Raw genomic sequence first — 13,727 nt, forward strand, 5'->3', positions numbered from 1 at the left:
TAAAATAGACCAATAAAAAAGAGGGATGTTAAATAAACATCCCTCTTTTTAAACTTTTATATTTTTTGATTAATTATCCACAATGGGTTCCAAACCAAAGTCTTTTAAAAATTGTTGAACACTAATTGCTTTGTCTACATTAAAATCTCCAATTTTGGTTCTTCTTAATGCCGATAAATGCGAACCTGTTTGTAAGGCTTTACCAAAATCATAAGCTAAGGAACGAATATAAGTTCCCTTACTACAAGCCACTCTAAAATGAATATTAGGAAAATCTATTTCGGTAATTTCAAACTCCGAAATGGTTATTTTTCTTGATTTTATTTCAGTAGTTTTTCCTTCTCTAGCCAATTCATACAAACGTTTCCCTTCCTTTTTAATGGCAGAAAAAATAGGTGGTTTTTGATCTATTTCTCCCACAAATTGTTTTGTGGCTTCATAAATCATTTCTGATGTTATATGATCTGTAGGAAAAGTTTCATCAATCTCCGTTTCTAAATCGTAACTAGGTGTGGTTGCTCCTAAAACAATAGTACCTGTGTATTCTTTGTGTTGAGCTTGATAAGTTTCAATTTTCTTAGTAAACTTTCCTGTGCACAAAATTAATAAACCTGTAGCCAAAGGATCTAAAGTTCCTGCATGACCCACTTTTATGTTTTTAAGACCAAAGTGTTGTTTTATTACCCATCGCAATTTATTAACCACCTGAAAAGATGTCCAATGTAACGGTTTATCTATCAACAAAACCTGACCTTCTTTATACTCCTCTAATGTTTTCATTTACGATAAAAATGTATAAGTAATAGCAATTAATCCTACCACTGCGCAGTAAATAGAAAAATAAATCAACTTGCTTTTTTTAACCAAAGCAATCATCCACTGACAAGCAATTAATCCTGCAATAAATGCAGCAGCAAAACCAGCTCCCATAGGAATCATTTCTTGAGAAGAAATATGGATATCACCTCCTAAAAGATCTTTGGCAATTTTTCCTAAGATTAAAGGCACTACCATTAAAAATGAAAATCTTGCTGCTTTATTTCTATCCACTCCTAAAATTACAGAAGTAGAAATTGTTGCACCAGATCTAGAAATACCAGGCAACATAGCAATCGCTTGAGAAATTCCTATAATAATTGATCCTACTACAGACACATCTTTATTAGTTGTTTTGGCTCTATCTGCCAACAATAAAAGTACCGCTGTTACCAACAACATGGCTCCAACAAAAAGAATTTTTCCTCCAAAAAAAGACTCCAGTTCTTTTTCAAACAGCAAACCAATTGTTACTGCAGGAATCATAGACAAGACTATTTTTAAAGAAAACATAAACTCATCGTTTACCTTAAACTGAAACAATCCTTTTAAGATTTGAAACACTTCTTTTCTAAAAATAACAATGGTGCTTAATGCAGTAGCAAAATGTAAAATAACTGTATAGGTTAAACTTTCTTCGGGTACAGAATTGTCTCCCAATATAAACTTTGCTATTTCTAAATGCCCACTAGACGATACTGGTAAAAATTCTGTTAATCCTTGAATTATACCTAAAATAATTGCTTCTAAAATTCCCATGTTATTTTTTTGATGGTTTTGCTAGAATGGCCCAAATTTCAATTCCAAAACCAATTAACACCAAAGTAGGTGCTAGTCTAATTCTTCTAAAATTATATATCGCTTCGTTAAATACTTCTGGGTTTTCAGAACCTCCACCAGACATTAAAATAAAACCAAGGGCAATACATGCCAAGCCTATCAACATCAGTTGATAATTTCTTTTCCCAAACACAAAGTCTGATGCAAATTTTTGTTTCATAACTTAAAAATAAAGTTGATCTGTTTTTAAACGTAAAAATCTTTGCGTAGCCATAAAAGCACTCGCTGCGGTAATAATAATTGCTGATGCAAAAATACCTCCAACCACTAAAGCCAAAACTTTTACATCTTCTAACAACGCTAAAGCAGGTAATTTATGGTTTATTTTATAACATATTATCAATAAAATAGAAGATGCAAAAAATGCTCCTGCCAAACCTAAACGCACGCTTCCTAAGATAAATGGTTTGCGAATAAAAGCTTTGGTAGCCCCAACCATTTGCATGGTTTTGATGGTAAATCTTTTTGAATAAATAGATAATCTAATAGAACTGTTTAATAACAATACAGATATAAATGCCAATACCGATGCTCCAACAATTAACCAAAACCCTATGGTTTTAATATTTTTAGTTAACAAATCTACCAAAGGAGCATCGTAAGCTGCTTCTTCTATAAACTCATTTTTTTCTAATTCTTTTTTGATATACACCAACTGTGCAGGACTAACAAAATCTGCCTTTAACCTAATTTCGTAATAACTTTTTAAAGGATTATCTCCCAAAAAGCTTAAAAAATCTTCACCAATATCTTTACTAAATTCTTCTGCAGCTTGCTTTTTAGAAACAAACCTTATTCTATTAGTATAATCTTTATCCGTTAAAAACTTCTTTAAAGCAATTTGTTGTTTGTCTGATATATTGTTTTTTAAATACAAGGTAATACTAACCTTTTCTTTAAAATAACCACTTAAATTACGGTATTTTAAAACTGTTAATCCTAAAAAACCAACCATTAATAAAACCATTGTAATACTTAACACTACAGATAAGTAAGAGGCTTGTAAACGTCTTTTTTGATACTTTTCAAAAGATTTTGACATGGTGTAATTTCAATAATTTGTCTGCAAGGTACTATCAAAAAATGATTATTAAAAATTTTGTTATCAGTATAAAGTATTAAGTATTGAGTATTAAGTTTATTCCCTAAATAATTCTTAATTCGTAATTGTAAAATCGTAATTCATAATCGTATCTTTGCTGCATGGAAGAAACAAATAGACAAAAGAAAATAGCAGGGGTTATTCAAAAAGATTTAGCCGAAGTTTTACAAGCTGATGCAAGAAATGGTTTACGTGGTGTAATTATTTCTGTATCAAAAGTAAGTGTTACTGCAGATTTAGGACAAGCTAAAGCTTATTTAAGTGTATTTCCATCTGAAAAAAGAGAGGAAATTATTAAAGCTGTAAATGCCAATGTAGTAGGAATTCGTCATGAATTGGCGCAACGTACCAAACACCAACTAAGACGTATGCCTAACTTATTATTTTTTGGAGATGATTCTTTAGATTACATTGAAAACATTGATGATTCTTTAAAAGGAAAAGATGTAAACCCTATTTACAATCCTGAAATTTTAGACAAAAGAAAAAAATCTTAAGCTTTTGAGGTTTCCACTATACATTGCCCAACGCTATTTAAAATCTAAAAGTGGTAACAATATCATCAATCTTGTTACCATTTTGGCTTGTATGGGTGTAATTGCTGGAACCACAGCCCTATTTATAGTTCTTTCTGTTTTTTCCGGAATAAAAGACTATAGTTTAAGTATTTTAGATGTAGATACTCCTGATATCCGCATCAGTCCTAATCAAGGAAAAACTTTTTTGGTTGATCACAATTTCATCCAAAAATTACAAAACACACCAGATTCTATTTTTTATACCAAAACTATAGAAGAACGTGCCTTTTTTAAAAATAAAGACAAAGAAGAAATTGCTTATATCAAAGGGGTTGATAGTCTTTTTAACAAAGTAACTCCTTTAGATTCTTTGGTCATGGTTGGAGAGTGGTTTGCTGCTACTAGCACCAATGCCTGTATTACAGATTATCAATTAACCAGAAAACTAGATTTAAACGTTTATACCGATTTACTTCAAGTTTATGTACCCAAAACAGGAAAAGGATACATCACCAATCCTAGCAATGCTTTTACTACCATAAAACCTCAAGTTGTTGGGGTAATTTCTAATCAAAACCAGGAAGAGAATAAGTTTGTATATGTTCCTTTAAGTTTGGCGCAACAACTTTTAAGTAAAGCTTCTAATGAAGTTAGTTATATTGATATAGCTTTTAAAAACAAAACAAACCCAAACAATACGATTAAGTATTTAAAGGAAAACTTTCCGAGTTATAAAATTTCTAAACGAGAAGAAATTAACGGTTCTTTTTATAAAATTTTAAATTCCGAAAAACTAATTGCTTATTTGGTTTCTTTGTTGGTTGTAGTGATGGTTTTATCTAACACTAGCGGAACTATTATTATGGTGATTGTAGATAAGAAAAATGACATCAAAACCCTATTAAATATAGGAGCTCCATTAAAAAAAGTAAGACGTATTTTTGGTATCTACGGATTCTTATTAAATGTAGTAGGAATGCTTATTGGATTGGCTATTGGAGTTATTGTTGTATTTGCACAACTGCACTACGAACTAGTAATGATTACTCCTACCATTGCTTACCCTATTTCTTTTCAATGGGAAAACATTTGGGTAGTTTGTATTACAATAATTGTTTTTGGAGCCTTAGCAAGCTTATTGGCTAGCGGTAGAATTTCAGAAAGATTTGTAAAAAGAAGATAACTCTAGATAATACTAAGTACTGAGTATTGAGTATTGAGTAGTTAGTGGATTTGTTCTCGACTTCGCTCGAACACCTAATAAAATTATCTAGTAAAATATCAAGTTTGATATTGAAAAACCAACAATTAGCCTTTAAAAAGGTTATTCTCAAAAGACTCATATACCGATTAGGTCATCGAGCGGAGTCGAGATGATATTTTTTTAAACAAACACATTGGTTTAAAGAAGTTTATTTAGAAAACCAACATCTAATTACGAACTATTGCGCTGTGCTTTGTACTCAATACTTAATACTAAGCATTACTTCTGCATCAATTTTTCTTGAGCAATATTTCCAAACCTATCTAAAACTTCGTTCATCACATCGTACACTCCTTGTGCTGTGTCTTCGGTCACCAATCGGATTCTGTAGTCTTTAAAATCTCTAATTCCTTTAAAGTAATTTGCATAATGTCTACGAGTTTCCATCACGGCTTGAACTTCATTTTCTTTCCAAGCAATTTCCATTTCTAAATGTCTACGAGCAACCTCAACCCTATCCTCTATAGAAGCCATTGGTAAATGCTCTCCTGTAGCCATAAAATGTTTAACTTCTTTAAAAAACCAAGGATTTCCAATAGCAGCACGACCAATCATACAACCATCTAAACCGTAATCATCTCTCATTTCAATAGCACGTTCTGGAGAAGTAACATCACCATTTCCAAAAACAGGAATATGCATACGCTGATTATTTTTTACCGCTGCAATTCTTGTCCAATCTGCATCTCCCTTATACATTTGAGCACGAGTACGTCCATGAATAGAAATGGCCGCACAACCTACGTCTTGTAAACGTTCTGCAACTTCTTCTATCATAATAGAATTCTCATCCCACCCTAAACGTGTTTTTACTGTTACAGGTAACTTGGTATGTTTTACCATTTCTTTGGTTAAAGAAACCATCAAATCGATATCTTTTAAAATACCTGCCCCAGCACCTTTACTTACCACTTTTTTTACAGGACATCCAAAATTGATATCAATAATATCTGGTTTAGATTGCTCTACAATTTCCACCGTACGTAGCATAGATTCTAAGTTAGCACCAAAAATTTGTATTCCAACCGGACGTTCTTTTTCGTAAATATCCAGTTTTTTTACACTTTTTGCGGCATCTCTAATCAATCCTTCGGATGATATAAATTCAGTATACACCAAATCTGCACCTTGTTCTTTACATAAAGCTCTAAACGGAGGATCACTAACATCTTCCATAGGAGCTAACAACAAAGGAAAGTCGCATAATTCTATATCACCTATTTTTACCATAACGTACTGATTTTAAAGTTCCCAAAAAATTGGATGGCAAAGATACAATATAAGATTTATCAATCTACAATAACAATTCAAGAATTTTTACTTACTGTAAATCAACCATCTAAAAACAAAAACCCTGTAATAAAATTATCACAGGGGTTTTGTTTTCGTTTGAGTCCTTGTGGGACAACAAACAAATTTCAGGTACTTAAGTAAATAATAGTCCTTTTTATTACTAATACTTTTTCTTTCCCGATATTTTCCCGAGAACTATAACGTGTCGCTATTGTACGTTAAATAGAATTTAATAGTGTTTTTTTAATCATCAATACCTTGTAAAAGAAACAACTTAAAATTCATTGATCCCCATGAGCTACTTAGGTACGGTTTGTATGGAGCATATTCTCTGTAGCTTTTATATGGCTTATATTCTTTATATCCTTTATATGGTTCGTAGTTAGTGTACATACTTGTAGCTTCTTTTGTTACACCCATAGCATTGCCATCATGGTTTCTTACAATACCATTAATGAACCAACCTAAATGAACTCCGTTAAAGCCATAAACATGAAATTCTCCATTGTTCTTATATAAGTAAGCAACTGGTTTTCCTCCCCATAAATAAATAGTTAAATCCTCATCATCTGTACTGATATAAGCCGTTGCATCTCCTTTAGAATTAAATAAAGATATATCTCCTTGAGCTAAAGCGGTTAAATTAAATATCAGTACTAATAAAATTATAATTTTTCTCATGGTCTTATATTTTCTAATACTCTAAATCTTGTGGGACAACTTATAAGTTTTAAGCCCCTAGCAAACGCTAGTTTTTTTTTTGCTATTAATACTTTTTATTTCCCGATATTTTCCCGACAACTATAACGTGTCGCTATTGTACAAAAAATACATCCTAATATCTTTTATATGTTTTTTCGGTAAAATTTTCATCTATGTATTCTGTAAAAACAACCAACACTATCAAAGAAACCACTATTACAGTCAGCCAATACAATAAATTAACATATCTATTTATAGACACCAATAATCTTTCTTTAGAAGACAAATTATCATCTTCTTTATTTGTTTTTTTGTGTAATATTTTATGTATAAAAGTAGGCTTATCATTCTCTTTTTTATTAAAATAAAAACCATACTTGTACCAGTTCTCATGTAGAAATGTGTACGTCAAAACATAACCAAAAGACATAAAAGGAATAATCACAAGTATATGCACAACTAAATCTTCTCCATCTGGACCTTCTAATAAATCAGACAAACCTCCAGTTGATATATAAATCACCAACAACACAAAAAGAGCTAATACCGAAACTACACGGGTAAAATTAAATAACTTCATTTTTTATGATTTTTAACAACTCTAACTTTTTGAATAAATAGATAATATCGTTAAACTATGATATTCAAATATATCACAAAAAAAAGCAAAACGAAGAACTATCCTTGTTTTGCTTTTACTATTAAAAAGGACTCTTTTACCTTTTTTACAACTGAAATACTTTCTCCATTTCAATCCATTTTTCACCTGGCTTAGCCCACGGCAATCCTTGTTGATATTTCCACATTAATTGTTCCCATTCTTGCACTTTTGGGTTATTAGCATCCATTTCTGCTTTTTTTACAGGATCAAAAGTTTCATCGCATTCCATAATCATAAACATTCTATTACCTGATAAGTAAATTTGCATGTCTACAATTCCAGCCTCTTTTATACTTGTAATAATTTCTGGCCAAACACTTTTATGATATTCTTTATATTCTGCAATTAATGCTTCATCATCTTTTAAATCACAAGTAAGGCAATATCTTTTTGTACTCATTTATATTGATTTTTTATACGTTCTATATCCATACAAGGTTACCACCATCAAACAAATTAAAGGCAAAACAAACGAGAAGTTAACTTCTGGAATATATCCTAATATTTTTACATCAGCAAAACCTGAACCTCCCCAGTCTAAAATACTACCTTGTAACACTGGCATTAAAGCCCCACCTACAATAGCCATTACCAATCCTGCAGACCCAATTTTTGCTTCATCACCCATATCTTTTAAAGCAATTCCATAAATTGTTGGGAACATAATAGACATAAACATAGAAACACCAACTAATGAGTATAAACCAATTGTTCCTGGTAACAAAATAGCTCCACTACAACAAATTACCCCTCCAACACCAAACATCATTAACACTCTTGATGGATTCATGGTTCTCATTAAAGCAGTACCAATCCATCTACCTGATAAAAAGATAATCATAGCAGCAACATTGTACCAAGTTGCTGTTAAAGTTTCACTTTCTGATAAACCTGTATTGATATTATCTACATATTGAAAAATAAATGTCCAACACATAATTTGTGCACCAACATAAAATGATTGTGCTACAACTCCTTCTACATAATTTTTATTTGCAAATAACTTTTTAAAAGAAGCTCCTAACTCCATTTTATCTTTTTCTTCTGTTTTAGGAATTTTAGTAGCAAAAATAATAACCATAATTACCAATACCACCAATCCTAAAATGATATATGGTACACTAATTACTCCCAAATCATTTTCTCGAACAGCTGCTTTTGCAGTCTCAGACAAAGTATCATAAACCAAAGCTCCTGTTTCATCTTTATCATCAGATCTTAATGCAGAAATCACAAATTGCTGAGCAACTATCATTCCCATTAAAGATCCAACAGGATTAAATGCTTGTGCTAAATTTAAACGTTGTGTAGCGGTTTCTGAATCTCCTAAAGCTAAGATTAATGGATTAGAAGTAGTTTCTAAAAATGCCAAACCACAAGTAATTACCCATAAGGACACCAAAAAGTAATTAAACTCCTGAAAAGCTGCTGCTGGATAAAACAAAAAAGCACCAATAGCATACAAACAAAGTCCTAATATAATTCCTGATTTATAACTAAATTTTCTGATAAATAAAGCTGCTGGTAAAGCCATGAAAAAATATCCAAAATAAAAAGCAAATTGCACTAAAGACGCTTGCATATTAGACAATTCTGGCATTACTTTTTTAAAGGCAGAAACCATTGGATTGGTTAAATCGTTTGCAATTCCCCAAAGGGCAAACAAAGAAGTAATAATGATAAAAGGAAATAATAATTCCTTACTTACTATTGGTTTTTTAATACTTTGACTCATTTATTGTTTTTTATAATAGGTTATTTAAAACTCTAATTTATTCTTAATGGCAGTTGTTTTAAAGGCTATAAATTTCTTATAAACTATAAAACTTAGCTGCATTATTTCCCATAATAGCTGCTTGCTCCTGAGAACTTAATTTTGATATAAACTTTGTAATGCTATTTTTTACTTGTGCATAATTTCCTGCAACCAAACACACTGGCCAATCGGAACCAAACATTAATTTATTAGCACCAAATGCTTTTAAAACCAATTCCATATAAGGCTCTAATTGCTCATCTGTCCAGTTTTTGTAATCTGCTTCAGTAATCAAACCAGAAAGTTTACAATACACATTTGGGCATTTTCCAATTTCTGTCATTAAAACTGCCCAGCCATCATAAAAACCATCTTTAATATAAGGTTTTGCAATATGATCTATCACAAAATTGATATTCGGAAATTGTTTTACAAATTCTAAAACTGCTCCTAGTTGATGTGGAAACACCAAAATATCATAAGTAAAATTGTATTTTTCTAACTTAGAAATTCCATTGATAAAATCAGGTCTTAATAAAAAATTGGGGTCTGACTCTCCTTGTACAATATGACGAAATCCCTTTACTACTTTATGTTGACTATAGTGTTTTAAAACCTCATCAATATCATCGGCTCTAAAATCTACCCAACCTACAACTCCTTTGATAAAATTGTTTTGAGTAGCCAAATCAATTAAAAAGTTGGTTTCTTCAATAGTTTGATCGGCTTGTACTGCTACACAACCATCAATATTATTTTCTTGATAAACTGCTTTTAAATCGGTAGGCAAAAAATCTTTTCTAATGATGGCCATTTCATCATCTATCCAACTGTGATTTTCGGTGCCGTACTTCCAAAAATGCTGATGTGAATCTATTACTAAATCTTTCATTGTTAACTACAAACATATTAATGTTAGACTTTCTATACGTCTAGTAAATTATCTAAATTCCTAACTTTTAAAACTAAACATATAACAAACTTATTTATGATACTTTTTTTATAATATATGATAAATATTATACATTTATTGGTAAATAAATACATTATTTATAAAATTCTGAATTTATTCCATAAAAACAACATGATAATATAAATACAAAAAGGCTCTTAATCTAAACAATTAAGAGCCTTTATTATTTGAATATAGTCGTGCTTAGTAAAATCTTGTCAACTTACTTTCAACACTATTTTTTAAGCTACATAAGTAACTTATGGTTTTAACTTCTTACTTTTTTGATAGTTTCTAAAGCTTTAGCTACAGTCTTTTTTAATCCTTCAAAATCTCTATCAGCCAATACTTTTTTACTGATTAATTGAGATCCCATTCCAACACAAACAACACCAGCATCAAACCATCCTTTTAAGTTTTCTTCTTCAGTAGTTACTCCTCCAGTTGGCATGATAGAAGTCCATGGTTGTGGCCCAACAATTCCTTTTACAAAATTAGGCCCGTATAAATTTCCAGGGAATAATTTTACTATTTCGCACCCTAACTCCTCTGCTCTAGCAATTTCCGTTAAAGTACCACATCCTGGGTTCCATGCAACTTTACGTCTGTTACAAGCAATTGCAATATCTTCTCTAAAAACTGGAGTAACAATAAAGTTTGCACCTAAAGACATGTATAATGAAGCTGCAGCAGCATCTGTAATAGAACCTACTCCCATAATCATTCCTGGTAATTCAGCAATAGCATATTTTGTTAATGCAGCAAAAACCTCGTGAGCAAAATCTCCTCTAGCAGTAAATTCTAACAAACGCGCTCCACCATCGTAACAAGCTTTTAATACTTTTTTACCTAATTCTATATCTGGGTGATAAAATAAAGGAACCATTCCTGTTTCTTTCATCACTTGTGCTACTTCTATTCTTGAAAATTGTGCCATCTTTTTAAAATTTTAATCGTTTAGTTATTTGTTTGTTTAATTGTGTATGTGATTAACTGTTTTTTTTGCTTAAACAGCTAACCATTACCTATCTACCAATGCAGATCCGTCACTTTCCATAAAGTCAACAACTTCTTGCTTAGAAGCTCTATTTACATCTCCAAAAATAGTGTGCTTAATTACACATGCAGATGTAGCAAAAGCTACTGCTTTTTGTAAATCGTCTTTATATTCTATTAAACCATAAAGCAAACCACCCATAAATGCATCTCCTGTTCCTACTCTATCTACCACAGGTGATATTTCGTTAATTCTTGCTCTATATAATTGATTGTCTTTATACAATAAACCTCCTATTCTTTGATGAGAGGCATTTACAGAGTTTCTAAAGGTCATACCAATGGTATGCACGTTTGGTAACAACTCTATAATTTTATCAAACAACATTTTAACCTCATCGTCTTTGCTATAATCAGGATTGATTTTAGCTTTTCCTAGCATAAACATAGCGGTATCTACATCTGCTAAAATAACATTGCTATACTTTAACAACTCAGGCATAATTTCTTTAGGTTGTTTTCCGTATTTCCACAACTTGCTTCGGTAATTTAAGTCTGTAGAAATAGTTAACCCCCTTTCAGCAGCAGCTTTAACAGCTTCTAAACAAGTATCTGCTGCAGATTGTGATAAAGCTGGTGTTATACCACTCCAATGGAACCAAGTAGCTCCTTTAAAGATCATATCCCAATCAAATTGACCAGGTTTTACTTCGGACATTGCAGAATTTGCTCTATCGTACACAACAGCACTGTTTCTACCAGAAGCTCCGTGTTCTAGAAAATACAAGCCTAATCTATTTCCTTGTCTTAAAATATATTTAGCTCCTACGTTTCTACTCCTAATACTTTGAAGTACACAATCTCCAATAGCATTGTCTGGAACAGCTGAAATAAACTGAGCTCTAATTCCGTAGTTAGCTAAAGAAGCCGCTACATTAAACTCTCCACCTCCATAGATAACCTCTAAAGAGCTGGCTTGACTAAACCTTAGGTGATTGGGAGGAGATAATCTTCCCAGAATCTCACCAAAGGTGATCACTTTATGTTTTTTTGAAAACATGATTATTATTATTTTTAGTTTCGTTTTGGTTAATCTTTTTTTAGCTAAAATCTACAGTTGCCTTAATTACTCCCGTAGCTGGTTTTGTCCAACTATCAAAGTTTTCTATCATTTCTGTAGCATGTAAATCTGTTCCACAGATTCCTACTTTTTTCACTCTTAATAAGGCTTCTTTCTCTTTACGAACAGGAGCTTCTTTTTCCTTTAATAAAAACTTTCCTGGCTCTTCACAAACTATATATTTCATCTTATTTTTTAGATTTATATCTGTTGTTCAAACGTTTGAACAAACGGACTAAAAAAATTAACAATCGAAAAAACATCAATTATTAATTTTACAATTTTAGCACATTAAATACCCTATATATTGAATAAAACAATTAGAATAATTACATTTGTTCAAACGATTGACCAAATATAAGTAATATTTTGAAAAATAAAAGAAAAACTACCATAAAAGATATTGCTAATGTTTTAAAAATCACACCCTCAGCAGTTTCAAGAGCTTTAAATAATCACCCAAGAATAAGTGATAAAACCAAAGAAGCTGTTAAAAAGGTGGCCTTAGAACTAGAGTATCAACCCAACCAATTAGCCTCTGCTTTAAGAAGTGGAAAAAGTAATTTGGTAGGTGTAATTGTTCCTAAAACAAATAGTTATTTCTTTTCTACAGTTGTAGAGAGTATAGAAAATGAATTAAATAAAGAAGGTTATAATCTAATCATTACTCAATCTAACGAGTCCTACGAAAAAGAATGTAGAAATATTCAAACCTTATTACAAACACAGGTTGATGGAATTATTGCTTCCTTAACTAATGAAACGGTTGATTTTAGTCATTATGAAAAAATAAAATCGAAAGGAATTCCATTAATCTTATACGACAGAGGAGAAAACGACATTGGCGTAGATTATGTTGGGATTGACGACTACGAAAGTAGTGGACTAGTGGTAAAACATCTTGTTGAACAAGGCTGCAAAAGAATTGCGCACTTAGCCGGATTGAGTCAGACAAGAATTTACAAAAACAGAATTAGAGGTTATGTTGATGCTTTGGCTAATCACAATTTACCTTTAGATAAAGATTTGATTAAAGAAAGTAGTTTAACTATTGAGAACGGTAGAGAAATTACCCAAGAATTACTAAAACTAAATAACAGACCTGATGCTATTTATGCAGCTGGAGATTATGCTGCACTTGGAGCGCTCCAAGTTTTACAAGAACACAATATTAAAGTTCCTCAAGAAATAGCCTTGGTAGGATTTAACAACGAACCTTTTACTTCTTTAGTAAAACCAAGCATCACAAGTATTTCTCAACACAACAAAAAAATTGGAAAACTAGTTGCCAAACAGTTTTTAAAACGAGTAAACGACAAAAATTGGAAACCTGTTTTAACCAAAAACATCTTAAATGCTGAGCTGATTATTAGAGATTCCTCTAATAGAAAGGAAGCTTAAAACCTAAATCTTAACTAAAGTTTTGAGAAACGAAACCTATTAAAAACAAAAAAGACCTGAAAATCAAATGATTAACAAGTCTTTATGTGATGGCAGAAGGATTCGAACCTTCGACCGCCTGCTTAGAAGGCAGGTGCTCTATCCAGCTGAGCTATGCCACCTAGTATTTTTAAATCTATTTTTTTTATGAACTAAGTAAAAAAGAACAACAACTTGTTTTCCTTTACGGGATGCAAATATATAACTTCTATTAATATATTTAAAAATAAAATTGACTTTTTTTTCACATTTAATTTAAATGAGAAA

General features: G+C 31.4%; 15 protein-coding genes, 1 tRNA gene and 1 pseudogene. 3 read left to right on the forward strand and 14 right to left on the reverse strand.

Annotated features, from left to right (window positions below; all coding sequences use genetic code 11):
- Positions 1-69: 69 nt before the first annotated feature.
- Genes truB through AXE80_RS11830 form a run of 4 tightly spaced genes read right to left on the reverse strand, consistent with a single transcriptional unit; the run spans position 70 to position 2,698 of the window.
- Positions 70-780, reverse strand: coding sequence for a tRNA pseudouridine(55) synthase TruB (gene truB, locus AXE80_RS11815; RefSeq protein WP_068827572.1), 711 nt, complete (start codon positions 778-780; stop codon positions 70-72).
- Positions 781-1,575, reverse strand: a complete 795-nt coding sequence (locus AXE80_RS11820; protein ID WP_068827575.1) for an undecaprenyl-diphosphate phosphatase — start codon at positions 1,573-1,575, stop codon at positions 781-783.
- A gap of 1 nt (position 1,576) precedes the next feature.
- Complete coding sequence (locus AXE80_RS11825) at positions 1,577-1,816, reverse strand: DUF3098 domain-containing protein (RefSeq protein WP_068827577.1); 240 nt, start codon at positions 1,814-1,816, stop codon at positions 1,577-1,579.
- Between the two features lie 3 nt (positions 1,817-1,819).
- Positions 1,820-2,698: a cell division protein FtsX gene (locus tag AXE80_RS11830; RefSeq protein WP_068827580.1), complete on the reverse strand. Its 879-nt coding sequence runs from the start codon at positions 2,696-2,698 to the stop codon at positions 1,820-1,822.
- A 161-nt stretch (positions 2,699-2,859) separates the two neighbouring features.
- Between AXE80_RS11830 and rbfA the strand changes: the two genes are divergently transcribed.
- A complete protein-coding gene (gene rbfA, locus AXE80_RS11835; RefSeq protein ID WP_068827583.1) occupies positions 2,860-3,255 on the forward strand; it encodes a 30S ribosome-binding factor RbfA in 396 nt (131 codons plus the stop codon).
- Positions 3,256-3,259: 4 nt separating this feature from the next.
- On the forward strand, positions 3,260-4,459 hold the full coding sequence (locus tag AXE80_RS11840; RefSeq protein WP_068827585.1) for an ABC transporter permease: 1,200 nt from the start codon (positions 3,260-3,262) through the stop codon (positions 4,457-4,459).
- Between the two features lie 300 nt (positions 4,460-4,759).
- Here the strand turns inward: AXE80_RS11840 and dusB are convergent, their stop codons facing one another.
- The 9 genes and pseudogenes from dusB to AXE80_RS14405 all read right to left on the reverse strand — a co-directional run.
- On the reverse strand, positions 4,760-5,770 hold the full coding sequence (gene dusB, locus AXE80_RS11845) for a tRNA dihydrouridine synthase DusB (protein WP_068827587.1): 1,011 nt from the start codon (positions 5,768-5,770) through the stop codon (positions 4,760-4,762).
- Positions 5,771-6,076: 306 nt separating this feature from the next.
- A complete protein-coding gene (locus tag AXE80_RS11850) occupies positions 6,077-6,514 on the reverse strand; it encodes a 4-fold beta flower protein (RefSeq protein WP_068827589.1) in 438 nt (145 codons plus the stop codon).
- Between the two features lie 154 nt (positions 6,515-6,668).
- Positions 6,669-7,115 carry a hypothetical protein gene (locus AXE80_RS11855; RefSeq protein WP_068827591.1) on the reverse strand — a complete coding sequence of 149 codons (447 nt, stop codon included), beginning with the start codon at positions 7,113-7,115 and terminating at the stop codon, positions 6,669-6,671.
- Between the two features lie 145 nt (positions 7,116-7,260).
- On the reverse strand, positions 7,261-7,596 hold the full coding sequence (locus AXE80_RS11860; protein WP_068827593.1) for an L-rhamnose mutarotase: 336 nt from the start codon (positions 7,594-7,596) through the stop codon (positions 7,261-7,263).
- The gene (gene fucP, locus AXE80_RS11865) at positions 7,597-8,931 is read right to left on the reverse strand and encodes an L-fucose:H+ symporter permease (RefSeq protein WP_068827595.1); all 1,335 of its coding nucleotides are present in this window, start codon (positions 8,929-8,931) and stop codon (positions 7,597-7,599) included. It lies immediately after the preceding gene.
- Between the two features lie 76 nt (positions 8,932-9,007).
- Positions 9,008-9,844 carry an amidohydrolase family protein gene (locus tag AXE80_RS11870; protein WP_068827597.1) on the reverse strand — a complete coding sequence of 279 codons (837 nt, stop codon included), beginning with the start codon at positions 9,842-9,844 and terminating at the stop codon, positions 9,008-9,010.
- A gap of 328 nt (positions 9,845-10,172) precedes the next feature.
- Positions 10,173-10,841, reverse strand: a complete 669-nt coding sequence (locus AXE80_RS11875; RefSeq protein WP_068827599.1) for a bifunctional 4-hydroxy-2-oxoglutarate aldolase/2-dehydro-3-deoxy-phosphogluconate aldolase — start codon at positions 10,839-10,841, stop codon at positions 10,173-10,175.
- Positions 10,842-10,925: 84 nt separating this feature from the next.
- Entirely contained in the window at positions 10,926-11,960 is a 1,035-nt protein-coding gene (locus tag AXE80_RS11880; protein ID WP_068827601.1) for a sugar kinase, read from the reverse strand.
- A 118-nt stretch (positions 11,961-12,078) separates the two neighbouring features.
- Positions 12,079-12,207: pseudogene (locus tag AXE80_RS14405) on the reverse strand (alcohol dehydrogenase); the annotation flags it as partial.
- Positions 12,208-12,389: 182 nt separating this feature from the next.
- Here AXE80_RS14405 and AXE80_RS11890 point away from each other — a divergent pair.
- The gene (locus AXE80_RS11890) at positions 12,390-13,421 is read left to right on the forward strand and encodes a LacI family DNA-binding transcriptional regulator (RefSeq protein ID WP_068827605.1); all 1,032 of its coding nucleotides are present in this window, start codon (positions 12,390-12,392) and stop codon (positions 13,419-13,421) included.
- Positions 13,422-13,508: 87 nt separating this feature from the next.
- Here the strand turns inward: AXE80_RS11890 and AXE80_RS11895 are convergent.
- Positions 13,509-13,582 (reverse strand) — tRNA-Arg (locus AXE80_RS11895).
- Between the last annotated feature and the right edge of the window lie 145 nt (positions 13,583-13,727).

The organism is Wenyingzhuangia fucanilytica (assembly GCF_001697185.1).
Lineage (GTDB): Bacteria > Bacteroidota > Bacteroidia > Flavobacteriales > Flavobacteriaceae > Wenyingzhuangia > Wenyingzhuangia fucanilytica.

What these genes read in the sequence shown, in the direction of transcription:
- truB (WP_068827572.1), bottom strand. Translation starts at nt 780, where the DNA reads ATGAAAACATTAGAGGAGTATAAAGAAGGTCAGGTTTTGTTGATAGAT.
- AXE80_RS11820 (WP_068827575.1), bottom strand. Translation starts at nt 1,575, where the DNA reads ATGGGAATTTTAGAAGCAATTATTTTAGGTATAATTCAAGGATTAACA.
- AXE80_RS11825 (WP_068827577.1), bottom strand. Translation starts at nt 1,816, where the DNA reads ATGAAACAAAAATTTGCATCAGACTTTGTGTTTGGGAAAAGAAATTAT.
- AXE80_RS11830 (WP_068827580.1), bottom strand. Translation starts at nt 2,698, where the DNA reads ATGTCAAAATCTTTTGAAAAGTATCAAAAAAGACGTTTACAAGCCTCT.
- rbfA (WP_068827583.1), top strand. Translation starts at nt 2,860, where the DNA reads ATGGAAGAAACAAATAGACAAAAGAAAATAGCAGGGGTTATTCAAAAA.
- dusB (WP_068827587.1), bottom strand. Translation starts at nt 5,770, where the DNA reads ATGGTAAAAATAGGTGATATAGAATTATGCGACTTTCCTTTGTTGTTA.
- AXE80_RS11850 (WP_068827589.1), bottom strand. Translation starts at nt 6,514, where the DNA reads ATGAGAAAAATTATAATTTTATTAGTACTGATATTTAATTTAACCGCT.
- AXE80_RS11855 (WP_068827591.1), bottom strand. Translation starts at nt 7,115, where the DNA reads ATGAAGTTATTTAATTTTACCCGTGTAGTTTCGGTATTAGCTCTTTTT.
- AXE80_RS11860 (WP_068827593.1), bottom strand. Translation starts at nt 7,596, where the DNA reads ATGAGTACAAAAAGATATTGCCTTACTTGTGATTTAAAAGATGATGAA.
- fucP (WP_068827595.1), bottom strand. Translation starts at nt 8,931, where the DNA reads ATGAGTCAAAGTATTAAAAAACCAATAGTAAGTAAGGAATTATTATTT.
- AXE80_RS11870 (WP_068827597.1), bottom strand. Translation starts at nt 9,844, where the DNA reads ATGAAAGATTTAGTAATAGATTCACATCAGCATTTTTGGAAGTACGGC.
- AXE80_RS11875 (WP_068827599.1), bottom strand. Translation starts at nt 10,841, where the DNA reads ATGGCACAATTTTCAAGAATAGAAGTAGCACAAGTGATGAAAGAAACA.
- AXE80_RS11880 (WP_068827601.1), bottom strand. Translation starts at nt 11,960, where the DNA reads ATGTTTTCAAAAAAACATAAAGTGATCACCTTTGGTGAGATTCTGGGA.